We start from the raw sequence: 23,250 nt of genomic DNA on the forward strand, positions 1-23,250 counted from the left end.
GCGGCGTCAGGACCCCTCGGCGGCGCGCTCGAGGTAGGCCGCGATGCGTTCGAACGCCCCGCGCCAGACCGTACCCTCGAAGAAGTCGCGCACCTCGGGCACAGGGAACCCCGACTGGACGACGGTCATCAGAGTCCCCTCGGCGTGCGGCTCGAAGGTGATGTCGATCTCGGTCGTCATCGCGTCGCTGCCGCCGGGGCCGTGACCGGTCGAGGTCGTGACGAGCCTCTTCGGGCGGTCGATCACCCGGAACGTCTGCGTCTCGACGAAGAGCTGGTCGCGACTCGGTCCCCAGACCGCGGTCTGCTGTCCCCCGACCCGCAGGTCGACGTCGATCTCGACGATGCCGGGCTCCTCGTCGAGGATGCTGAACCAGATCTTCTGCTTCTCCGCATCGGTGTACGCGTCGAAGACCTCGTCGGGCGTTGCGGGCAGCACCCGCGACATCCGGAGTTCGATCGGTGCGTCGGTCTCTGTCTGCTCTCTCATCGTTCCGTTCCTCTCTGAAGGGTGAAGTACGCGTCGAGGCCGTCGAGCCTGCGCTCCCACAACCGCTGGTAGAAGGTGATCCAGGCCAGGGCGTCGTCGAGCTTGTCGGCTCCGAGCCGGCAGGTGCGCGAGCGCCCGACCTTCTCGCTGACGACGAGGCCCGCCGTCTCGAGAACCTGGATGTGCTTCTTGAGGCCGGTGAGCGTCATCCCGAACGGCTCGGCCAGCTCGCCGATGGTCGCCGGCCCCTCGCCAAGACGTCGCAGGATGCTGCGGCGGGTGGCGTCGGAGAGGGCGGCGAACGTCCGGTCGAGTTCTTCTTGCTGAACCATGTGGTTCACTATACGACACTGAACCGATTGGTTCAACGACGAATGTGCGAGAGGTGCCGAATGTCTCTCACGCGGGCGGTTTGAGCGACATTTCGCACCGCTCACGCAAAGCGGGGGCCGCGTGCGGCGGCGCTACGCGCGGCGGGGGATGCGGCGACGGCGCGCGATCGGCAGCGCGACGAGCCGCCAGCCGACGAGGAACACGCCGAGCACGACCGTCGCCACGACGATGAAGCTGGGCTCGACGCCCTGTCCGGCTGCGACGCGCAGCAGCATTCCCGCGGCCACGGTCATCAGCCAGATCGGGATGCCCGGCCAGAAGATCGCGAGCGGACGACGCCACGCGAACGTCACGAGCCAGCCGAAGAGCAGACCGACGAGGAACGGCCAGAGCGTGTCGATGATGCCGGCGACGCTGGGCGCTTCACCATGACTGCGGCGGCCGACCAGCACGAAGACGAGGACCAGAACGACGTCGATCGCGAACGCGACGAGTGCTGTCCTCCAGGTTTTCACGGGGTCGATGCTACGCGCGGCCACCCGTGCATTGGCTGTTAGCGCGGCTCCCCGACGGCACCCTCGAGCGCCCGTGTCCTGGCGTCCGCACTCACTAAACTGACGGAACGCCCGCCGAGCCCTGGAGCACCCGTGTCCACCTTCGACTTCCTCGCCCAGCCGTCGCTCCCCCGCCCCGACGTGACCGTGGACGACGCCGTCCGCATCGCCGCCGAGTTCTTCGGCCTGCGCGGTGAGATCGTCGAGCTCGGCAGCCAGCAGGACCGCAACTTCCGTATCGAAACGGGCACCGAGCGTTTCGTGCTCAAGCTCGCGAACCCCGTGTTCTCGGCCGACGAACTGCACGCGCAGAACGCCGCTCTCGTCGCCCTGGCCGACTCGGGCGTCCGCATCCCCGGCGTCGTCCCCGCCCTCGACGGCAGCGACCTCGTGACGGTCGACGTGCGCGGGCAGACGCTGCTCACCCGCGTGCTGCACTATCTCGACGGCGAGCCGCTCACCGGCGTCGCGGCGCCGTCCAGCGAGCAACTGCGCACGCTCGGCACGCTCGCCGGACGCGTCGCCGCCGGGCTCGCCGGGCTCGAGCATCCCGGGCTCGAACGGACCACGCAGTGGGATGCGCGGATCGCGGGCGAGGTCGTCGACCTCCTCCTCGACCACGTCGCCTCACCGGCCCAGCGCAGGGTGATCCGCGCGGCGACCGACGACGCCCTCGCCCGGCTCGCGCCTCTGCGCGCGGTGCTGCGACGCCAGGCCGTGCACGGCGATGTGACGGACGACAACATCGTGCTCGGAACCGCCGCCGGCGACGGCCCCGGCGTGATCGATTTCGGCGACGTGGCGAACGGCTGGCTGGTCGGCGAGCTCGCCGCGACCGTCGCCTCGGCCCTGCACCACGTGCCGGAGGCGCCGCTGTCCGTTCTCGACACGATCGAGGCGTTCGCCGCCGAGGCCCCGCTCGACGACGCCGACCTCGCCGCCCTCTGGCCGCTCGTGGTCCTCCGCGGCGCCGTCCTCGTCGTCAGCGGCGAGCAGCAGGTCGCCCTCGACGGCGACAACCTCTACGCGGACGAGAACCGCGCCCACGAGTGGCTCGCCTTCGACCTCGCCCGGCGCCTCGACGCCGACGAGCTGGAGACGCTCATCCGGTGGGGCCTGGCCGGGGCGCCGGCCGGTGCCGATGCGACAGCCGGCGATGGCGGGCGTCTCGTCGCACTCGACAGCTCCACCGCGCACCTGGCCGACCTCTCGGTCACGAGCCACGCGCTCGACGACGGCGCGTGGCTGCACTCCGACGCCGAGGCACAACTGCTCGACACGATCGCCGCGAGGGAGGGCCACGCGCTCACCCGGTTCGGTGAGCACCGCCTCAGCCGCGCGACCATCGACCGGTCGGCCGCGTCGGCGACACTCGCCCTCTCGGTCAGCCTCCGCGTTCCGGCCGGCGCGATTGTGTCCGCGCCGTTCGCCGGCCGGCTCGAGCGCTCCGGAGACGCGTGGGTGCTCCACGGCGACACGGCCGACCTCTGGCTCGACGGGCTCGAACGCGACGCGAGCGCTCACCCGAGCGGCGTCCCCAGCGTCGCCGCCGGTGACCAGCTCGGCACGACGACGACGCTCACCGTGCAGCTCTCCCGACTGCGGGGATACCGGCCGCCCGCGTTCGTCACCCCCGCCGCCCCGCCCGCGCTCTGGCGCGCGATCTCGCCCGACCCGTCCGCACTGTTCGGCGTCGAGCTCGCAGCACCTGACGACGATCCGGATGCCGTGCTCGCGCGCCGTGACGGCAGCTTCGCGCGGGTGCAGGAGCACTACTTCGAGCATCCGCCGCTCATCGAACGCGGCTGGCGCCATCACCTCGTCGACACGCGCGCGCAGTCGTACATCGACATGGTGAACAACGTCACCGCTGTCGGCCACGCCCACCCGCGCCTGGTGAACGCCGTGCGCGATCAGTGGGCGCTGCTGAACACGAACTCGCGCTTCCACTACGAAGAGCTGGCCCGCTTCAGCGAGCGCCTGGCCGCCCTCGCACCCGACCCGCTCGACACGGTGTTCCTCGTCAACAGCGGCAGCGAGGCGGTCGATCTCGCCCTGCGCCTGGCGCAGACGCACACCGGCGAGCGCACGATCCTGGCCGCTACCGAGGCCTACCACGGCTGGACGGTCGGCGCCGATGCGGTCTCCTCGTCCATCGGCGACAACCCGCGGGCGCTCGAGACGCGCCCGGACTGGGTGCAGCTCGTGGCGTCGCCGCACACGTTCCGCGGCCGTTACCGGGGCGCCTCCTCGGCGGCCGCCTACCTGGCCGACCTGGATGCCGACCTCGCCGCCCTCGACGCCGCCGGCATCCGGCCCGCCGGCTTCATCGCCGAGCCGGTCTTCGGCAACGCCGGCGGCGTGATGCTCCCCGACGGCTATCTGCGCGGTGTCTACGAGCGCATCCGGGCGCGCGGCGGCGTCTGCATCGCCGACGAGGTGCAGGTCGGCTACGGCCGGCTCGGCCACTACTTCTGGGGTTCCGAGCAGCAGGGCGTCGTGCCCGACATCATCACCGTGGCGAAGGCGATGGGGAACGGGCATCCGCTCGGCGCTGTGATCACGACGCGCGCGATCGCGGACTCGTTCGCCGCCGAGGGGAGCTTCTTCTCCTCGGCCGGCGGGAGCCCGGTGTCGTCGACGGTGGGACTGACCGTGCTGGACATCATGCGCGACGAGCAACTGCAGCAGAACGCGGTCGCGGTGGGCGATCACCTCGCCGATCGCCTGCGCGAACTCGGCGACCGGCATCCGCTCGTCGGGGCGGTGCACGGGCTCGGCCTGTACCTCGGCGTCGAACTGGTGCGCGACCGCGAGACCCTTGAACCGGCGACCGCCGAGGCCGCGCTGATCTGCGACCGGATGCTCGCCGAAGGTGTCGTCGTGCAGCCGACCGGCGACCATAAGAACGTGCTGAAGATCAAGCCGCCGCTCGTACTGACCGAGCAGAGCGCCGACCGGTTCGCCGACGCCCTCGACCTGGTGCTGTCGACGCTCTGACCCCGGTCGGCATCGGGCCTCGCGGGTGTCGGCCGGTGCCGGTAGCGTCGCATCATGGACGTCACGACACCGCCCGAACCCTTCCGCTTCGCCATCGCCGAGACCGAGTTGGTCGACCTCCGGTCGAGACTCTCGCGCACGAAGTATCCACGGCAGACGCCGAGCGAGCCATGGGGCGCCGGGGTCGACATCCCGTATCTGAGCGGGCTGATGACCTGGTGGCGCGAGGGGTACGACTGGCGCGCGGCCGAGGCGCGCCTCAACGAGGTGCCCCAGTTCATGGTCGAGATCGACGGGGAGCGCATCCATTACGCGCACCTGCGTGCGGAGCGACCAGCCGCCGATGGCAGCGTCGTCCCGATCATCCTGAGCCACGGCTGGCCGTACTCGTTCATCGAAATGCTGCCGCTGGCCCGGCTGCTGAGTGCGGACGGCTTCGACGTCGTGGTCCCGTCGCTGCCGGGCTACGGCTTCTCCGAGCCGATGCGCGAGCCGTTCACGTCCTCCGCTGTGGCGGCCCGGTGGCACACGCTCATGACGAAGGCACTCGGCTACGACCGCTACGCCACGTACGGCGAAGACGTCGGCGCCTGGATCAACGACCGCCTCGGCGCCGACTATCCGGATGCCGTGCTCGGGCTCTTCGCGACACACGCCGCGTTCCCGCCCGACGAGCGTCGTGAAAACCTGACCGAGGAGGAGACGGCATTCATCGCCTGGCTCGACGCCAAGTGGAAACGAGCAAGCTCGTACGGCGCTCAGCAATCGACCCGTCCCGATACGCTGGCCGTCGGGCTGACCGACTCCCCCGCGGGCCTTGCGGCCTGGCTGCTCGAGAAGTTCCGCGAGTGGAGCGGCACGGACGACGTGGCCGACTACTGGACGCGCGATGAACTCCTCACCACGATCTCGCTCTACTGGTTCACTCAGACCATCGGCACGTCGTTCCGTGCCTACTTCGACGGTCGAGAGGAGACCCCGATGCCGCTCGTGGGCGTGCCGGTCGGCGTCTCCATCCAATACGGCGAGCGCGGCTTCCCGCGGCATTACGCCGAGCGCACGTACACCGACATCCGGTTCTGGAACGACCTGCCGACGGGCGGTCACTTCGCCGCCAAGCAGACGCCGGAACTCGTGGCCGCCGACATGCGCGCCTTCTTCTCCTCCCTCGGTTTGGGGGCGGCCCCGGCCACGGAATCGCGTCAGGAGCCGTCGACGGACTGATAGCTTCAGCGAGCCGGCCACGACGACACGTGCCGGCCCGTCGCACCGCGCAGGGGGTCCCGGCCGCGATGACGTACCCGAACCGCCGTGGAAGCGAGCCCATCTCGTGAAGAGAACCGTCCAGCTGCGAGCCGTCGCCCTGCCCGTCGTCGTCGCCCTCGGTATCGCCGGCGCGGTGCTTGTGGGAACCCCGGCGAACGCCGCGACGCCCGAGCCGACCGCCGTTCCGACGCCGAGCGCCGCCGCCAGTGCTGCGCCGACCGCCGCGCCGACCCCTGCATCGACCGCTACGCCCACCGCGAGGCCGAGCACCCCGACGGCGCACCCCGCCGTGTCGCCGGCGCCCTCCGACCTCATCGTCACCTCCCCGACGGACATGCAGGAGATCCACGGCACCGTCCGGGCGGTCAGCATCGTCGGCCGCGCACCCGTCGGCGCCACGATCACGGTCTCCAACTGGTCGGGGCACGCGCTCGCGCACGGCACGGCGGATGCCACGGGCTCCTTCTCGATCCCGCTCACCTTCGCTCCCACCGACTCCTACGACCAGTACCTGGTGGTCACCGGCACCTCGCACGGCAAGGAACTGACCGAGCAGGACATCGAGGTGATCTTCGACGCCCCGGCGAGCGCGGTGCCCGTGCTCGCCACCCCCGCGACCGGCAGTACGGTCGATGGCACTCCTGCGCCGTTCGCCGACCCGAGCGCTCCGTTCACCATCACGGTGACCGGCACGGCGACCGCCGGCGATTCCGTCTTCGTGTCGGCCGAGTCCGCCGGCGCTCCGGACGATTCCTGGTTCAGCTGGTCCCAGATCGCCGAGACCGACTCGCACGGACGCTGGTCGACCGTCGTCTCGGTCGGAAGCGGTCGCTGGTCGATCACGGCGAGCGCGCAGCGCTACAACTCCGATGGCGAGCCGTTGACCGTCCAGTCGGATGAATCCGCTGCCGTCGTGGTGCTGATCGACGCGCCGGCGGGCTACCTCGCGCCGCCTGTCATCACGACGCCCGCGTATCCGTCGGATCCCGACGATTCGTCCGACGAGAGCAGCGTCGCTGTGGCGACGGCGGCGACCCGCTTCCTGTCGGCGACCACGACCACCAGGGACTTCGAAGCGAAGGCCGGCGCACGACCGACGCGCACCGGTGCCGACGTGCGGCACCACGCCGCAACACCCTTCGCGAGCGCGGACAGCAACGCCACCGTGAGTGGCGACTCCGGCTCCGACGGGTCGGACTTCGGGTCGGAGCTCGACGACATCGTTCGCGAGAACGGGATCCAGGTGTCTGCCACGCCCGACCCGTCGATGCCGGGCAACCTCAGCATGACGGTCGCGGGCACCGGCACGCCGGGACAGGGCGTCCAGTTGTACCTGAACACCGCGTCGAAGGCGTTCCTCTACTTCGAGGGTCTCTACCCCGACTACTTCGGCGCCTTCGGTTACGACGCGGTGGGCGCACCCGCGACCACGCCGCCGACCGACGACGGCAGCATCACGGTCGCCGCGAACGGCACCTGGACCACCACGGTCTCGGTTCCGGCCGGGCCGTACTTCATCACCGCCTTCGGAGTCGACCGCGCGTCGACGCCGGCCCGGATGTCGCTGGCCGCTGCTCCTGTCGCCGTCAACCTGACCGGGGCCGCTGTCGCCCCCGCAGGCGCCTCGAGCGGACCGACGCAGCCGACGCTCGCGGCGACCGGGCTCGATTCGAGCGCCACTGCGGCCGCCGCCGTCCTGCTCCTCGTGGGCGGTGCCGCCGCTCTCGCGATCGGGGCGCGTCGCCGGCGTGCCGTGCGCTGAGCGCACGATCGTCAGGCCGCCCGAGGCGCTGAAGGTCAGTTCAGCGTCTCGGCGGCCGCCCGGGCCAGCGTCGCGGCCACCCCCGCGAGCGTCGACGACTCCAGCGACCACTGCTGCCAGTAAAGAGGTACGTCGATGGCGCCGGCGTCGTCGAGCGCCACGAGCCGCCCCTCGGCGATGAGAGACGCGGCCTGCAGGTCGGGCAGCATCCCCCAGCCGAGACCGAGCACGGCGGCGCGCACGAACTCGGTGGACGCGGGCACGTAGTGCCGCGGTGGATGCTCGGCCACCCCTCGGCCGGCGAGGTACCGGTCCTGCAGCACGTCCTTGCGGTCGAAGACGAGCAGCGGCGCGCGGCCCAGCGCTGCACCGTCGAACCCGGTCGACAGCCACCGCTCCACGAACTCCGGGCTGGCCGCCGGCCGGTACGTCATGTGCCCCAGCCGGCTCACCGTACAGCCCTGCACGGGCACCGGGTCCGACGTGATCGCGCCCATCGCGGTACCGTCGCGCAGCCGGTCGAGCGTGTGGTCCTGGTCGTCGAGCGTGATGTCGAAGCTCACGTCGGTCAGCGTCGCGAGCGCGGGGAGGACCCAGGTCGCGAGCGAGTCGGCGTTCACCACCAGCGGGATGCTCGGCCGTCCCCCGCCGCCCTCGGTGCTCAGCTCGTCCAGCACCTCGCTCTCGAGCAGCGCGACCTGGCGGGCGAGACGCAGCAGGACCCTCCCGGCGCAGGTCGTCTCGATCGGCTTGCTGCGCAGCACCAGCACGCGGCCGGCCTGCTGCTCGAGCGCCTTCATGCGCTGGCTGACGGCCGACGGCGTGATGTGCAGAGCCTCGGCGGCGCGGTCGAAGGTGCCGTAGTCGACCACGGCCGTCAGTGTTCGGAGGAGCTCGGTGCTGACATCCATCAACAGCAATGCTAATGCTGCATGAAAAAGTTGAGCTTCCCTGAAGGTGATCTGCTCTCTACAGTCGATCAGGTGACCCCCGCCGCCATCCTCGCCACCTTCCTCACGGGAGTCGGGGCTGGAGCGTCGCTGATCGTGGCGATCGGGGCACAGAACGCGTTCGTGCTGCGGCAGGGCCTGCGCCGGGAGCACGTGCTGCCGATCGTGCTCATCTGCATCGCGAGCGACGCGGTGCTCATCGCGGCCGGCGTCGCGGGGCTCGGGGCGCTGATCGCCGCGGCGCCCCTCGCGCTCGAGATCGTGCGCTGGGTCGGCTTCGCCTTCCTCGTGGTCTACGCCCTGTTCGCGGCGCGTCGCGCCCTACGGCCCGAGGAGCTCCACGCAGCGTCCGGCACGGCGTCGCTGTCGCTCGCCGCGGCAGTCGGCACCACGCTCGCGCTCACCTGGCTCAACCCGCACGTCTACCTCGACACCGTGCTGCTGCTCGGCTCCCTGTCGGCGTCGCACGGCGATCCGGGTCGGTGGGTGTTCGGCGCCGGCGCCGTGCTGGCGAGCATCCTGTGGTTCGGGCTGCTGGGCTTCGGCGCCCGCTTCCTCGCGCCGGTGTTCGCGCGTCCGGTGGCCTGGCGCATCCTGGACGGCGCGATCGCGGTGCTGATGCTCGTGCTCGCCGTGCTGCTCGTCGTCTAGGCGCGCACCACGGCGGGCACCATGTCGGGCAGCACCGCGGAGCGAGAGCCTACGCGCGGCCGGGTCGACGCATCCGCACCAGCAACAGGATGACCCCGAGGCCGGCGAGTAGCAGCGCGACGGTGAGCGGAGCGGTGACCGAGCTGCCGGTCGCGGCCAGGCCGGCGGCCGAGCCGTTCGCGGCCGGAGCGGTGCCGGGGTCGGTGGCGCCGGGGCCGGATGCCGGCGGCACGCTCGCCGCGGCGGTCACGGTGAGCGGTGCCGATCCCGTGACACCGGACGAGACTCCCTCGACGACCAGGGTGTGCGCACCCGGGGCGGTCGTGGCCGGGATCGTCACGGTGGTGGCGATCGTTCCGGTCGAGGTCGCCGACAGCGCTGCCAGCTTCACCGGCGTCGAGTGCAGCCAGATCTCCACTGTCTCGCCGGCATCGAAGCCGCTCGCGCTCAGGTGCAGGGTCGAACCTGCGCCGATCGTTCCGAGCCCGAGGCTGACCGAGGCCGAGCCCGGCTCGCCACCGCCCGGCTCACCGCCGCCCGGCTCGCCACCGCCGGGCTCGCCACCGCCCGGGCCGGAGGCCACGGTGCAGTCGATCGTGCCCGCGCGCAGGGCGTGCCCATCGTCGTTCGTGTCGTCCGACCAGAACACCGGCTTCAGTCCGTTCACGCACTCGGCCTGCGGGGCCGTGACGAAGCCCTCGTTGTTGATGTTCGGCATCCCGGCGGGCCGAGCGAAGGCGTCGGCGACCGTGAAGGTCCCCGCGCCGGCGCCCGAGGCGGCGATCGTCAGCGTCTCGGTCTGGCCGTTGCACGTGTCGTCGCAGGCCGCCCACAGCGCCTGGCGCTCCTGGTCGAACTGCAGGTCCATCACGCCGGTCATCCCGCTCGAGATCGTCGCGACGCGGGTGAACGCGCCGGTGGATGCGGTGAGCGCGTACGCGTAGATCGAACCATTCGCCTCGAGTCCCGTGAAGAACAGGCCGTCGCCGTGCCCCGGATAGCTCGCCGGGTCGTAGGCCGTACCCGTGTGCTGGTCGACGAACCCGTTCGTGGTGAGGTACGCATCCGGAACCCAGGCCACCGCCTCGAGGCCGCTGTTGGGAGCGACCACCGGAAGGTCGGAGGTGAGGTTCCACTCCCCGGTCGCAGTGAGGCTCGTGCCGCTCTGGGTGGGATCGAAGCGCAGCACCTCGGGGCGGCTCACGCCGCTGTCGGCGTTGTTGCGCTCGGTCGAGACGTACACGCCCGCATCAGGGCCGGCCGACGTGATGGTCACGCCCTCGGAGTCGGGGTCGCCGGTGCCGTCCGGATAGTGCAGCGCCTTGCCTGCGCCCCAGCCGTTCGCCGTATCGGGCGTCCAGACCGATCCGTTCCAGATCAGGCGGAAGAGCGTGCCTGGTCCGTTCTTGACCGCCCACAGCACACCGGGAGCGCTCGTGCCGGACGGCTCGTAGACGAGGCCGCTCATGTTGCCGCCGAGCACGTTCGCGTCGTCGACCGTGGTGATCGAGGAGCCGCCGGGCCACGGTGCGAGCGAGACCTCACCCGGGCACGCGTTGGGAGCGCCCTTCGTCGGTGCGCTCGTCGTGGCGAACGATCCGGTCCCGTTCGGGCAGCGGCCGTAGGTGGTCGCGGCGTGCGCCGTCCAGCTGTAGGTGTCGATCAGGGTGCTGCCGTCCGGGGCGAAGAGCCGTGCCGAGTCCGCGCTGCCCAGACCGAACGCCGACTCGACGTCCTCGGCGAGGTAGCCGCCGGCGGTGATCGTGGTGCCGGCCGGGATCGTGAAGGTGCGCGTGTCGTCGTTGTCGCGCAGGATGTAGCCCGAGAGGTCGACCGTCGCTGCACCATTGTTGATCAGTTCGATCCAGTCCCCCGGCGTCCCACCGTTCGACTCGACCTCGTTGATCCGTACCGGAACGCCGCAGTCGTTCGCAGCGCCCTTCGTCGACGACGTGGTGGTCGCGAAGGAACCCGTGCCGTCGGGGCACCGCCCGTACGTCGTCGCCGCGTGCTGCGTCCAGCTGTAGGAGTCGATCAGCGTGTGGCCGGCGTCGTACAGGCGAGCGGAGTCAGCGGCGCCGAGGCCGAAGCCGAGCGCCGCCTCCTCGACGATGAAGTAGCCGCCGGCCGCGATCGTGGAACCGGCGGCGAACGGCACGGCGGTGTGGGTGTCGTCGTTGTCGAGCACCGACCAGCCGGTCAGGTCGACGGCGGAGCTCCCGGTGTTCTTCAGCTCCACCCAGTCGCCGGGGGTGCCGCCGTTGGACTCGACCTCGTTGATGGTCACGCTCGTGGCCGGCGTCGGCGTTCCGCAGTCGTTCGCCGCGCCCTTGGTCGCATTCACGGTGTTGCCGAAGGCACCGGATCCGTCGGGGCAGCGTCCGTAGGTCACCGCCGCGTGGGCGGTCCAGCTGTCGGTGTCGATCAGGGTCGTGCCGTCCGGTCCGAACAGGCGCGCAGAGTCGGCGGCGCCGAGCCCGAACGCGCTCTCGACGTCAGCCGCGTAGAAGCCGCCGGCCGCGATCGTCGTGCCATCCGGGATCGTGAACGCGTGGGTGTCATCGTTGTCGCGCAGGATGTAGCCGGAGGCGTCGACGCTCGTGCTGCCGGTGTTCGTGAGCTCGATCCAGTCGCCCGGCGTTCCGCCGCTCGACTCGACCTCGTTGATCTTCAGCGCCGTCGAGACCGGGAGCGAGCAGTCGTTCGCGGCGCCCTTCGTCGACGAGCCGGTGGTGCGGAACGCGCCGGTGCCGTCGGGGCAGCGGCCGTACGTGGTCGCAGCATGCGCGCTCCAGCCGTACGAGTCGATGAGGGTCGTGCCGTTGGGCGCGAACAGGCGCGCCTGGTCGGCGCCTCCCAGCCCGTACGACGACTCGACGTCGGCGGCGTAGTATCCGCCCGCGGCGACCACGGTGCCGTCCGGGATCACGAACGCGTCGGTGTCCTTGTCGTCGCGGAGCACGTAGCCGCTCAGGTCGGCCGGCGTTCCCCCGGTGTTCTTCAGCTCGATCCAGTCACCGGGCGTTCCGCCGTTCGACTCGACCTCGTTGATCACGACCGAGGGCACGGCGGCCGAGGCCGGCGCGGCGGGAGCGGTCAGGGCGACGAGCGGCGCAATGACCGCCAGCGAGGTGACGAGAGTGGCGAGGATGCCGAGCCGATGCGTGCGCAACAGAACTCCTTCTGCGAATCGGGTGATGAGCTCGATCGCATCGGCGGGATGCTCGCGCAGGACGGAGGGCCGGCAGCGGTGCGGTCCTCTGCAGCTTGGAGGAGCCGCGCAAATGCTCGGTGAACGGCCCGGGAACGGCCTCTGAACGCGCTCTCAGAGGGCGGTGCGCCAGCCGCGCGTCGCCGGTGGTGCGCAAACGCGTCGCCGGCTCGCCCGGTCGTGCGTTACCGCACGATCGGCGGCCGCGCGCGGCAACAGAAAAGGCGGGCCGTGTGACACGGCCCGCCTTCCGGTGGTGGAGCTAAGGAGATTCGAACTCCTGACCTCTTCGATGCGAACGAAGCGCGCTACCAACTGCGCCATAGCCCCGGGAACTGCTTAGAAACGATATCACCCTCGCGGGCCGGATATCGAATCGACGGTCAGCTTGCGGCGCGGCGTCGGCGGAGCACCGCGTCGAGGTCCATCGTGCCGTCATCGAGCCCGTCGACGAGGCCCATGGACGCGTACCGGCTCGGCACCGTGACGCCCGGTGCCGTGGCGATCGGCATCGAGGGCCGTTCGGGCGCCACCGGGGCCGACGGGATGTTCGGCGCCACGTTCGGAGCGCTGGCGGCCGGGCGAAGCGGGGTGGCCTCCGGTGCGAGTTCGGCGACCCGGCGGTCGATCTCGGCGCGTGCGGCGGAACGCCGCAGCTCGGTCGCGGCGTCGATGGAGGCCATGGCGCTCGCGGCGATGGTCCCGCGGGAGAGGTGCAGCGGCTTCGGAAGCGGCTGCGGGGTCCAGGTCTCCTGACGGCGGCGCTGCACCTGCGGCTGTGCCGCGTCCAGCTCGGCGTGGTCGTACAGGCTCTGAGCGGTCGGAGCGGCGACCCGCGGGCGGGCCGACTGCTCGACGGCCTGAGGACGCGCGAGCCGGCCGAGCATCCCGAGCGAGCCCAGCGCGAGCACCGCGGAGGTGGCGAAGAGCGGCCAGGCGCCGGCGGTGACGAGCGCGGTGACGCCCGCGACGAGTCCGACGACGGACAGCACGAGCACCCCGGAGGTCAGGGCGCGGGCTCGGCGCAGGCGACGCCGGCGAAGCGGTGAGACGACGGGGGCGCCGGTCACGGTGGCGAGCGCACGGGCGCGTTCCGCTGCGGCGGCACGGGATGCCCGTTCCAGCGCGATCGCGGCCCGGGCGGCACGCTCGGCCTCCTCGGCTGCGAGACGTTCCTCTTCGGCGATGAGCTGCTCGCGACGTGCGTGCGCCGCTGCGGTGGCACGGGCCTCGGCCAGCGTCTTCTGCTCGGAGCGCTTGAGGATGCGCTGCTGCTCGGCGACGGTGCGGGCCGTGGCCTCCATGCGCACCTCATCCGGCAGCTCGCTGGTCTCGGCGAGGATGCGGAGCGTCTGCTGCAGCCGGACGGCGTTGCGCTCGGTCGCGAGGTACTCCCGCCGTCGCGCCCACACCGGGATGAGGTAGGCCAGCCACAACGCAGCGGCGATGGCCACGACGACCCCGCCACCCATCACATCCCCAGTCATGCCTCTACGGTAGGGGGCAGCGCATCCGGTGCCCTCAGGCGCGCAGGTGTGTCACCGAACCTGCAGCCGAACCTGTCTGTTCACGCAGACCGGCGACCGCGCGGGGCCGGCGACCGCGGCGCTAGCGGTCGCGCACGATCGGGATGGGCACCGCCGAGGCGGCGCGGTCCTCCGCCGGGATGGTCGCGACGTCCGTCGGCGCCTGGCCGTCGAGCCAGCGCCGGAGCACACCCTGCGTCAACTCCTCCGAGACGAGGCCGAAGCAGAAATGGTCGCGCCAGTCGCCGTTGATGTGGATGTACCGCCGGCGCAATCCCTCGTAGCGGAAGCCGAGCTTCTCGACCACGCGCAGGCTGGGGGCGTTCTCCGGCCGGATGCAGATCTCCATGCGGTGCAGACCGAGCTGGTAGAAGCAGTAGTCCGTCGCGAGGGCGACAGCCGTCGGCGTGATGTTGCGGCCGGCGAACTGCTCCGAGATCCAGTAGCCGATGGTCGCCGACGACAACGACCCGTACGAGATCGATGAGACGTTCAGCTGACCGGCCAGCTCGCCGTCGTACTCCACGATGAACGGCAGCCCGTGACCGGCGCGCGCATTCGCCTGGAGCGACCGGATGCTCGCCCGTGTGTCGAACGACATCGGCGCATACGGGCTGGTCGCCTCCCACTGGCGCAGCCAGCTGCGGTTGTCGAGCAGGGAGCGCTCCAGGGCGCGCGCATCACGGAGCCGGATGGGACGGAGCCCCACCCGTCCCTCTCCCAGCGTGGGTACGACGATCGCCACGGACCTTCCTTTCGGCGTGCGCTGCTGCGTTCGCGCTGTTCTCGTAAGCGACGGCGACGGCCGCGCGCGCTAGTTGGACGATTCTGCCAGGGAATCGGCCGGCTCGGCGGGCATTTCCGCGACGATTTCGATCGGGTGGTCTTCGAGACCGTCCGCGAACTCCTTGAGCCAGGGGCGCAGTTCCGGGCCGAGGTCGGAGCGGTCGACGGCCAGCTGCACGATCGCCTTGATGTAGTCGAGCCGGTCGCCCGTGTCGTAGCGGCGGCCGCGGAAGACGACGCCGTACACGCCACCGGTCCAGTCCGGCGCGGCGGCCATCGCCTGCAGAGCATCCGTCAGCTGGATCTCGCCGCCCTTGCCCGGCTCGGTGCGTTCCAGCACATCGAACACCTCGGGGCGCAGCACGTACCGGCCGATGATCGCGAGGTTCGACGGGGCGTGCTCCTTGTCGGGCTTCTCCACCATGCCCACGATCTTCACCACGTCGTCGTCGTCGGTCAGCTCGACCTTCGCGGCGCCGTAGAGGTGGATCGAGTCGGGGTCGACCTCGAGCAGGGCGACGACGCTGGCGTTCTTCTCCTGCTGAACTTCGAGCATCCGGCTCAGTAGCGGGTCGCGGCTGTCGATGATGTCATCGCCGAGGAGCACGGCGAACGGCTCGCGTCCGACGTGCATCTTCGCCCGGAGCACCGCGTGCCCGAGACCCTTCGGGTCGCCCTGACGCACGTAGTGCATGTCGGCGAGGTCGGTGGAGTAGTTGACCTTCTCCAGCCGATCGGTGTCGCCCTTCTTGACCAGGGACTCCTCGAGCTCAGTGGCCCGGTCGAAGTGGTTCTCCAGCGCGTTCTTGTTGCGCCCGGTCACCATCAGAACATCGTGCAGCCCAGCGGCGACCGCCTCCTCGACCACGTACTGGATCGCCGGCTTGTCCACCACCGGGAGCATCTCTTTCGGCATCGCCTTGGTGGCGGGGAGGAACCGTGTTCCCAGACCGGCCGCGGGAATGACTGCCTTCGTTACATGCTTTGCCATGCTGCTCAGGTTATCGGGAATTGCCGATGCCCCGCCCACCGTCGACCTCCCGGCGCGATCTCCTAGGATTGCGTCATGGACTCGGACACTGCCAGCCATCGCAAGCGCGCCCTGCGCGCCGAGATCCGCGAACGACGGCAGAACCTCACCGCCACCGAGCGGGCGGCGGCGACAGCCGGCATCACCCGCAACCTCGTCGACCTCACGACAGACCTCTCCGCCCGGTCGATCGCCTGCTACCTCTCCACCACGATCGAGCCCGACACGCGCCCGTTCCTCAACTGGGCGCACACCCAGGGCCTCCGGGTATTGCTGCCGATCTCGCGCGACGACGGGCTCCTCGACTGGACCACGGGCGACGGCGAGACCGAGACCGAGGGCCTCTACGGGCTCCCGGAGGCCGTCGGCGAACTGCTCGGCCCGATCGCGATCAACGACGTCGACCTCATCATCGTGCCCGCCGCCTCCGTCGACGCGACCGGGATGCGGATGGGCTGGGGTCGCGGCTATTTCGACAAGACCCTCGGCAGCATGGAAAAATGTCCCCCGGTGTACGCCGTGCTGTTCGACGGTGAACTCGTCGACGAGGTACCGCGTGAGCGACACGATCAGCCGGTCGACGGCGCGGTCACTCCGACCAGGATCGCGCAGTTCACGTGAGTGCTGCCCCCGGCGCCGCCATCCGCACTCCCCACCCATCGGAAGCCTGACATGCCCACCTATTCCTACCGTTGCCGCGACTGCGGCACCGCCTTCGACATCCAGCAGGCGTTCACGGACGACGCGCTCACGGAGTGCCCGACCTGCGGCGGAAGCCTCCGCAAGGTGTTCGGCACGGTCGGCGTGACGTTCAACGGCTCGGGCTTCTACCGCACCGACTCGCGCGGCAAGAGCGGATCGGGCTCCGGATCGGGTTCGGGCTCCGGCTCCGGCTCCTCCGCTGCGCCCGCGGCCGCATCGACTACGAGTTCGACGCCGGCTGCGTCGTCGTCCTCGTCTTCGTCTTCGTCGTCTTCCAACTCCACCTCGTCCAGCTCCAACTGATTCCGAAGGGACCGGCCATGCTCAAAGGGTTCAAGGAGTTCATCCTCCGCGGCAACGTCATCGATCTCGCCGTCGCCGTCGTCATCGGCGCCGCGTTCACTGCTGTGGTGAACTCGATCGTCAACAACGTGTTCAACCCGCTGATCGCGGCGGTCTTCCAGGCCAACGGCCTCGACAAGGCCATGGTCGTCACTCTGAACCACTCGGAGATCAAGTTCGGCGCCGTCGTCGGCTCGGTCATCCAGTTCCTGATCGTGGCCGTCGTCGTCTACTTCGTCTTCGTCTACCCGATCAACCTGGCGAAGAACCACGCGCAGAAGCTGCGCAACCAGGGTGTCGTCGCGCCGGATGCCCCGGTCACCGAGCTCGATCTGCTCACCGAGATCCGCGACCTGTTGCAGACCCAGCGGCCCACCGAGCCCGCTCCGGGCTCGGGCAAGCACGCGGAGTAGCGCAGCGCGCTGGACCTAGCGCGGCGCGCGACCTAGCGCGGCGCGCGGCCTAGCGCGTCACCAGTGCGGTGGAACGTCCCGCCGGAGCTGCTCGTCGTTGCTGTCTCCGGGCTTGTCGCCCCACGCGCGGTCGGTGTCCTCCGCCGCCAGCACCGGCGCATCCGTCGACCCGCGCCGCGGCAGCGCCTGCGGAGTCGGGTCGGTGCCGGGCACGGCCGGCAACTGGGCGCGGCGATGCTTTCTGGCGGGCTTCTCGGTCACCGAAACAGCCTAGCCCTGTCAGCGGCCGAGCCATCCGGCGCGCCTCAGGACGCGGTCGGGATGGTGATCGGCGCGGTCTGCGTGTTGGGGTCGACGACGCCGATCAGAGTCGCGATGCGCGAGGCAACGGCATCCGGATCGGCGAAGAGCTCGAAGCTGTGCACGCGCAGGTAGTGCCAGCCGAGGCGACGCAGCACGTCGGGGCGCAGCCGCAGCGACTCGCGCAGGCTCCCCCGGTTCACGTCGTCGTCGGTCTCGACGGCGACCGCACGACCGGCGTGCGAGGCGACCAGGGCGAGCTTTCCGCGGTAGCCGACCTGCACGTCCAGTCCGCGACGTGCGAGACGGCGAGCGAGATCCTGCAGCATCGGCTCGGTGTCGTGGCTGAGATACTGCGGCACTGCGGCCTGGATGCGGTCGGCCTCGCCGAGCACCTGGGCGAGCGCGGCGATACCGTGGCGCATCCGGGAGTCGTCGATGTCTTCCGGCTTGAAGCACGAGACGATGTCCATCGACCGGCGCGCGCGGGTCATGCCGACGGCGAGCAGGCGTTCGCCGCCCGGCTCGGCCAGGGCTCCGAAGTTGGAGAGCAGGCGGCCGTGCGGCGTGCGTCCGTAGCCGATCGAGAAGATCACGCGGTCACGGCTCTGCGCCACCGACTGCTCGAGCGTCACCACGGTGAACGGCTCGGCGCGGTCCTTCAGGATGAAGTCGGCCAGTTCCGTGCGCTTGGCGAACGCCGCGAGCACAGCCTGGTTCACCCGCACCGCGTGGCGCTCGCTCGCCGTGATGACCATGAGCGACTCGCGCGGCCGGGTGGAGGCGTGCTCCAGCACGAGCTCGACGACCTTGGAGACCTCGGCGTCGGTGCTCTCGACGGCGCCCGTGTCGCTGTCGGGCATCCCCTGACCGCCGGAGACGTAGTTGAGTGCGAGGCTGCCGTGACCGAGGTAGGTTCCCGCCCACGGGAGGGAGTCGATCTTTCCGCCGTAGAACCGGCGGTTGACCAGGTCGGCGAGATCCTCGCCGCCCGCCCGGTAGCTGCGGGTCAGGGTGTAGACGGGGAACAGCTCGGAGAGCTGGGCCAGCGCGGACGCGGCGTGCGCCGCATCCACGTCGATGTCCTCCACCGTCGTGCCGTATTCGTGCACGCCGATGTCGAAGCGCGAAGGAGTCTGAGTGACCGGGTCGCCGAACGCCACGATCTGGCGCGCGCGCCGGATGACGGGCACGTTCTCGGCGAGGGTGGACGCGCCCGCGTCGACGAGGAAGACCGCGTCGAACGAGAGATCGGCGCTGATCGACGAGATCTCGTACGGCGAGACGAGCCAGACCGGCGCGAGCGGACGGGCCAGGTGCGGCGCCTCCGCATTGAGCGTCTCGGCGCTCGTGCGATCGCTCTTGAGGAGACGCTTGAGCGCTGCCGCCTCGTCGGGCCAGTCGACGATGCCGATCTTCCAGGTCTCGGCGAGCATCCAGGCCAGCTGCTGACCGGTCGCGGAGGCGTGCGCCTCGTCGACGAGGCGGAAGTCGGCCTCGAGGCGGTCGAGCACGCTCGTGTTGGCGCTCAGCAGGGCGCGGTCCGAGGCGAGCAGCGTCTCGAGCACGGACTGCCACCAGGCGAGTTCGAGTTCGGCGCTGACCTGCGTCTCGGGAACGTGGCGCTGCGACAGATCCGCCAGGAGCGGGTCGAGCTTGCGCTCGCGCAGGTCGGTCAGCAGGGCGGTGCGCTCCTGCAGGTTCGCAAGCACCTCGGACTCGGCCGCGAGCCCCGCGATCTGCCGCTGCAGCTCGTCGATCGGAAGCATGGCCAGCGAGTTCTGGCTTCCGGTGCGGCGCAGCGGGATGTCGAGACGCGCGAGGTCTTCCGCCACGCGCTGGTAGGCCACCTGCACGTCGGCGATGCCGACCGGCACCTCGGGCACCACGCCGGCGGCGGCGAATCGCTGCCACAGGATGCGCTGCTGCTGGATGCGACGCAGGCTCTCATTCAGGTCGGTGACGTGCACGCCGGGCCGCACGTACTCGAGGGCCAGTTTGCGCAGGCGACGCCGGTTCGCACCGGACATGTTCGGCGCTTCGCGGCGCGTCGAGGTCGCCGCGATCAGTTCCGCGAGGGAGCGGTCGTAGACGGCCGGCAGGAACTTGTCGAGCGTCTCGCGCACGTCGAGCAGCAGACGCAGGTACACGCCGAGCTCCGCGATCGACTCGAACGGGCGCATCCGGGTCTGGCCGATCAGGGTCGTGGCGCGTTCGATGAGGCGCGGCAGTTCGGCGCGATTGAGCTTCTTCGCCAGGTCGTGCGCCGCGTTGCCCTCGGCCGTGGTAGCGAACGAGGCGCCGTACCACGGAGAGTCGTTCGGTCCGTAGCGGAACTCGCCGAGGCGCGCGGCCTTGATCAGGGCATCCGCCGCCGAAGCCCGGTCGTGGGCGATCAGTTCGATCGCGCTGCGGTCGAGCCGCGCCGTGGTCGACGGAGCGGTCGGGAGCAGCGACAGCCGGGAGAGTTCGGCGACGGCGTCGAGCACGGAGACCCCGAGCACCGGATCGCGGCGGGTGAGCGCCGTGCGGTAGTCGAGGAGCACCTTGCGCAGGCGCACGAGGGCGTCGTCGACGTCGGTGACCCGGGGCTGGGCGGCCTTCTCGTTGCGGCCGATGGACTGGATGATGTCGCGTCGCAGACTGCGCGGCGTCACCGCGAGACCGGGGAGGCCGACCTGGGTGAGGCGGTGGGCGACGTCGTCGAGGCTGGAGCGCCGCGGACTCACGACGAGCACGCGCTTGTGCTGTCCGACGAGGGCGCCGATGGCGTTGACGATGGTCTGGGTGCCGCCGGTGCCGGGCAGCGTCTTGACGACGACCGAGTTGCCGGCCGCGATCTGCGCGACGACGTTCTCCTGCTCCTCGTCGGCGTCGAGCAGCAGCGAGTCCGTGGCGGGCGGACGTTCGTCCTGTCGCAGCGCCTGGACGGGGTTGAAGGCCCCTTCGACGGTGCGGCGGGCGGACGGGTTGCCGGCCAGCGCATCGAGCACAACGGTGTCGAGATCGGTGACTTCGGCGCTGAGCGCGGTCGCGACGTCGGCGAACGACGAGACGACGAGCCGCGGCTGCACGTTGAACCAGGGCAGATGCGAGGTCAGGCCGCGGAGGCGGTCGATGACCGGCTGCGGCTTGAAGACGCCGTTGGTGAGCGCGAGGGCGACGAAGGCGTCGGCGTCGAGGGTGATCTGGAACTGCTCGGCGAGGGCGCGCGCCAGCTCCGGATTCAGGAACGGCTGCCCCTTCAGCTTCAGTTCGAAGTCGCGGCCGTAGCGGCGGATCGCGAGCGGGCGCAGCAGGATGGGCGCCGTGAACTCGTCGCCGCCGTGACGCCACTGGGCGAGGCCGATCGCGAGGTGCACCGACTCGATGCCGCGCACGGAGCGCAACTCGATGCCCTTGGCCGTGATCGCGTTCGCGGCGGCGCGTGCGGTGCGCAGCGCCAGCTCGTCGCGGATCAGGCTGGAGAGCAGAGTGCTCTGACCCGTGATGAACTGCGGCAGACCGCCCGGATGCGTCGAACTCAGCTCGATCCGCGTACGCGGGCTGTCTTCGAAGTGCAGCAGAGGGGATGACCCTCCGAGCGCGCCGATCTCCGCCCGCCAGCCCTGCCAGACGGGTTCTGCGATATTGCCTGCGATGAGCCCGGGATCCCCCAGGCTCAGAGCGTGCGGTGACGTCGTGTTCTGGGGGTTCAGGGCGTCATCGTTCGGAATGTCCGACATCATGTCGTCATCCTCGTGTTTCTTCTCGAGTCGCCACACACGGCCACCCTACGTGCAGTCTCGGCCAAAGCCCTTGCAATCCGGGCGAGTTTCGCGCTAAAGGCGGATCGCGAAGTGCGGGCAGGGTCAGCGTGCCGGGCGCCAGCGACGCGCCGGCCGCGTGCCGCCGGACCGGTACACGCCGCGTCGGCGCACCAGCAGGGCGAGCGGTACACCGACGACGTGGATCAACCGGGTGAACGGCCAGACGGCGAACAGCACAACGGCCGACAGGATGTGCAGCTGGAACATCAGGGGAACGTCGGCCATCCGCTCGGGCTGCGGCTGCAGCGCGAGCAGGCTCCGCATCCAGGGGGCGACCGACCCGCGGTACTCGTAGCCGGCGCCGAACACCTGGAATTGGACGGTCGCCACGGTGCCGAAGACGAGCGTCGCGGAGAGCAGCGCGAACATGGCGACGTCCATCGCGGTCATCGGCCGCCGCGGCGGCGCGGACGCGCGACGGGAACGCGGGAGCGGGCGGGGCCGCGCCAGCAGGATCGCCAGTCCGGCGAGGGTGATCGCCGCCGCTGCCATCCCGAGCCAGGTCGCGACCGGATGGTAGATGCGCTCGTCGATCCCGATCGCGTCGAGCCAGGCGCTCGGGATGAGCATCCCGACCGCGTGCCCGGCGATGACCATCAGCACGCCGACGTGGAACAACGGCGAGCCGAGCCGGCGCAGGCGTCCGCCGTCGGCGGGTACCGGCCGCCGGGCTCCCGTGGATCGGATGCCGCGCAGTCTCCAGACGTGCCCGCCGACGAAGAACACGGCGGCGACGTACGGCACCACGACCCAGACGATGAGCGGGAGCGCTGTCACGGCCTCGTGCCCGGACCGTCGCCGGTGCCGCAGCCGCATCGCGGGTCGCCGAGGTCGCGTGCCTGGCCGCCGAACGCGGCCGGGATCGCGTGCCGCGTCTCCCCCGTCGGATCGGCGAGGAGGCGGTACAGCTCCTCGACGTCCGCCCCGGTCATCCCTGCCCTCTCGGCGATGCTCTCGTCCGCCGACCCGCCCAGCGCAACGCGCGCCCGGTACGACCGCATCGCGGCGAGACGACGCAGCGCGTGCGTCACCGGACCGGGATCGCCCGCCGTGAACAGCCCGGCGAGGTAGCCGACCGGGGCGCGGAGATCGTCGATGGCCGCGAGGAGCGTCTCCACGTCTTCGCCGTCGCCGCCGGAACCGGAGACGACGTCGACGATGGGCGACAGCGGCGGGATGTACCAGACCATCGGCAGGGTGCGGTATTCGGGATGGAACGGCAGAGCCACGCGATGCTCGCGGATCAGCGACCAGAGCGGCGTGCGCCGCGCGGCGTCGATCCACTCGTCGGGGATCTCCGCGGCGCGGGCTGCGGCGATCACGGCGGGATCCCGCGGGTCGAGGAAGAGGTCGCGCTGCGCGTCGAGGAGTCCGTGCTCGTGCTCGACGCGGGCGGCGTCGGCGACGCGATCCGCGTCGTAGAGCAGGAGCCCGAGGTAGCGGATGCGGCCGACGCAGCTCTCGGAGCAAGCGGTCGGCTGTCCGAGCTCGATGCGCCCGGCGCAGAGGTCGCACTTCTGGACCGTGCCGCTCGCCTGATCGAACGAGATCGCCCCGTACGGGCATGCGGTGACGCACCGTTGCCAGCCGCTGCAGGCCGCGGGATCGACGAGGACGATCCCGTCATCGTTCCTTTTATAGAGGGCGCCGGCCGGGCACGCGGCGGCGCACGACGGATTGAGGCAGTGCTCGCACAGCCGGGGCAGGAAGAAGCGGAACGCGGACTCGAACTCCGCGGTGACGCGGCGGCTCATCCCGGCGAGCACCGGATCGCCGGCCGCGGCGTCGGCGCAGGCTTCGGCACGGGCATCGGCTACGGCATCGGGTTCTGCCGTCGCCGGGCGAGGCGAACCGGAGAAGAGGGAGCCCAGCTTCTTCAGTCGGCCCCCGCCGTTGAGGATCAGCTTGCCCTGCCTGGTGCGCACCCAGCCGCCCGAGGGCTTCACCCGCTCGGCGGCGAGCACGTCACCGGAGCCGGATCTCGTCTCGACCGTGCTGAACGAGGGCTGGTCGAACCCGGCCCGGCTCGTCCGCTCTTCTCTGCAGGCGACGCTGCAGTGGTGGCAGCCGATGCACCTGTCGAGGTTGATCACCATCGCCAGCTGCGCCATCACCCTCATCGGCGG

19 protein-coding genes and 1 tRNA gene are annotated in these 23,250 nt (G+C 70.7%); 7 read left to right on the forward strand and 13 right to left on the reverse strand.

Annotated elements, in window-relative coordinates:
• Positions 1-6 precede the first annotated feature (6 nt).
• From AC1DB1_RS12680 to AC1DB1_RS12690, 3 genes are all read right to left on the reverse strand, one after another.
• Positions 7-489, reverse strand: a complete 483-nt coding sequence (locus AC1DB1_RS12680; RefSeq protein ID WP_477201019.1) for an SRPBCC family protein — start codon at positions 487-489, stop codon at positions 7-9.
• Positions 486-821 (reverse strand): ArsR/SmtB family transcription factor, encoded by a 336-nt coding sequence (locus AC1DB1_RS12685; protein ID WP_271175384.1) that lies wholly within the window; start codon positions 819-821, stop codon positions 486-488. The genes AC1DB1_RS12680 and AC1DB1_RS12685 overlap by 4 nt, the downstream gene beginning before the upstream one ends.
• A gap of 132 nt (positions 822-953) precedes the next feature.
• The gene (locus tag AC1DB1_RS12690; protein ID WP_477201020.1) at positions 954-1,337 is read right to left on the reverse strand and encodes a DUF3054 domain-containing protein; all 384 of its coding nucleotides are present in this window, start codon (positions 1,335-1,337) and stop codon (positions 954-956) included.
• 132 nt (positions 1,338-1,469) lie between these two features.
• Between AC1DB1_RS12690 and AC1DB1_RS12695 the strand changes: the two genes are divergently transcribed.
• From AC1DB1_RS12695 to AC1DB1_RS12705, 3 genes are all read left to right on the forward strand, one after another.
• Complete coding sequence (locus AC1DB1_RS12695) at positions 1,470-4,376, forward strand: aminotransferase (RefSeq protein ID WP_477201021.1); 2,907 nt, start codon at positions 1,470-1,472, stop codon at positions 4,374-4,376.
• Between the two features lie 54 nt (positions 4,377-4,430).
• A complete protein-coding gene (locus AC1DB1_RS12700; RefSeq protein ID WP_477201022.1) occupies positions 4,431-5,600 on the forward strand; it encodes an epoxide hydrolase family protein in 1,170 nt (389 codons plus the stop codon).
• 106 nt (positions 5,601-5,706) lie between these two features.
• Positions 5,707-7,404 (forward strand): Ig-like domain-containing protein, encoded by a 1,698-nt coding sequence (locus AC1DB1_RS12705; protein ID WP_477201023.1) that lies wholly within the window; start codon positions 5,707-5,709, stop codon positions 7,402-7,404.
• A 35-nt stretch (positions 7,405-7,439) separates the two neighbouring features.
• On the opposite strand, the gene AC1DB1_RS12710 is transcribed toward AC1DB1_RS12705, so the two are convergent.
• Positions 7,440-8,315, reverse strand: coding sequence for a LysR family transcriptional regulator ArgP (locus tag AC1DB1_RS12710; RefSeq protein ID WP_477201024.1), 876 nt, complete (start codon positions 8,313-8,315; stop codon positions 7,440-7,442).
• Between the two features lie 87 nt (positions 8,316-8,402).
• Here AC1DB1_RS12710 and AC1DB1_RS12715 point away from each other — a divergent pair, with 87 nt between their 5' ends.
• Positions 8,403-9,005 carry a LysE/ArgO family amino acid transporter gene (locus tag AC1DB1_RS12715; protein ID WP_271175751.1) on the forward strand — a complete coding sequence of 201 codons (603 nt, stop codon included), beginning with the start codon at positions 8,403-8,405 and terminating at the stop codon, positions 9,003-9,005.
• Positions 9,006-9,054: 49 nt separating this feature from the next.
• Here AC1DB1_RS12715 and AC1DB1_RS12720 read toward each other — a convergent pair whose 3' ends face one another.
• The 5 genes from AC1DB1_RS12720 to galU all read right to left on the reverse strand — a co-directional run bounded on the left by AC1DB1_RS12720 (position 9,055) and on the right by galU (position 15,519).
• A complete protein-coding gene (locus AC1DB1_RS12720; RefSeq protein WP_477201025.1) occupies positions 9,055-12,177 on the reverse strand; it encodes a lamin tail domain-containing protein in 3,123 nt (1,040 codons plus the stop codon).
• 293 nt (positions 12,178-12,470) lie between these two features.
• A tRNA-Ala gene (locus tag AC1DB1_RS12725) sits at positions 12,471-12,546 on the reverse strand.
• 53 nt (positions 12,547-12,599) lie between these two features.
• Complete coding sequence (locus AC1DB1_RS12730; RefSeq protein ID WP_477201026.1) at positions 12,600-13,703, reverse strand: hypothetical protein; 1,104 nt, start codon at positions 13,701-13,703, stop codon at positions 12,600-12,602.
• A 121-nt stretch (positions 13,704-13,824) separates the two neighbouring features.
• On the reverse strand, positions 13,825-14,487 hold the full coding sequence (locus AC1DB1_RS12735; RefSeq protein ID WP_477201027.1) for a GNAT family N-acetyltransferase: 663 nt from the start codon (positions 14,485-14,487) through the stop codon (positions 13,825-13,827).
• A 69-nt stretch (positions 14,488-14,556) separates the two neighbouring features.
• A complete protein-coding gene (gene galU, locus AC1DB1_RS12740; RefSeq protein ID WP_271175396.1) occupies positions 14,557-15,519 on the reverse strand; it encodes a UTP--glucose-1-phosphate uridylyltransferase GalU in 963 nt (320 codons plus the stop codon).
• Between the two features lie 75 nt (positions 15,520-15,594).
• Between galU and AC1DB1_RS12745 the strand changes: the two genes are divergently transcribed.
• Genes AC1DB1_RS12745 through mscL form a run of 3 tightly spaced genes read left to right on the forward strand, consistent with a single transcriptional unit; the run spans position 15,595 to position 17,015 of the window.
• Positions 15,595-16,179, forward strand: a complete 585-nt coding sequence (locus AC1DB1_RS12745; RefSeq protein WP_271175397.1) for a 5-formyltetrahydrofolate cyclo-ligase — start codon at positions 15,595-15,597, stop codon at positions 16,177-16,179.
• Between the two features lie 51 nt (positions 16,180-16,230).
• The gene (locus tag AC1DB1_RS12750) at positions 16,231-16,563 is read left to right on the forward strand and encodes an FmdB family zinc ribbon protein (RefSeq protein WP_477201028.1); all 333 of its coding nucleotides are present in this window, start codon (positions 16,231-16,233) and stop codon (positions 16,561-16,563) included.
• A 17-nt stretch (positions 16,564-16,580) separates the two neighbouring features.
• The gene (mscL, locus tag AC1DB1_RS12755) at positions 16,581-17,015 is read left to right on the forward strand and encodes a large conductance mechanosensitive channel protein MscL (protein ID WP_477201029.1); all 435 of its coding nucleotides are present in this window, start codon (positions 16,581-16,583) and stop codon (positions 17,013-17,015) included.
• A gap of 57 nt (positions 17,016-17,072) precedes the next feature.
• On the opposite strand, the gene AC1DB1_RS12760 is transcribed toward mscL, so the two are convergent.
• From AC1DB1_RS12760 to AC1DB1_RS12775, 4 genes are all read right to left on the reverse strand, one after another.
• A complete protein-coding gene (locus AC1DB1_RS12760) occupies positions 17,073-17,276 on the reverse strand; it encodes a hypothetical protein (protein WP_477201030.1) in 204 nt (67 codons plus the stop codon).
• Positions 17,277-17,320: 44 nt separating this feature from the next.
• Entirely contained in the window at positions 17,321-21,043 is a 3,723-nt protein-coding gene (locus AC1DB1_RS12765) for an AAA family ATPase (RefSeq protein ID WP_373877098.1), read from the reverse strand.
• Positions 21,044-21,166: 123 nt separating this feature from the next.
• Positions 21,167-21,901 carry a respiratory nitrate reductase subunit gamma gene (narI, locus tag AC1DB1_RS12770; protein WP_477201031.1) on the reverse strand — a complete coding sequence of 245 codons (735 nt, stop codon included), beginning with the start codon at positions 21,899-21,901 and terminating at the stop codon, positions 21,167-21,169.
• Positions 21,898-23,244 carry a 4Fe-4S dicluster domain-containing protein gene (locus tag AC1DB1_RS12775; protein ID WP_477201032.1) on the reverse strand — a complete coding sequence of 449 codons (1,347 nt, stop codon included), beginning with the start codon at positions 23,242-23,244 and terminating at the stop codon, positions 21,898-21,900. Before AC1DB1_RS12775 ends, narI begins: the two co-directional genes overlap by 4 nt.
• Between the last annotated feature and the right edge of the window lie 6 nt (positions 23,245-23,250).

It is taken from the genome of Leifsonia sp. 10N434 (assembly GCF_056394405.1).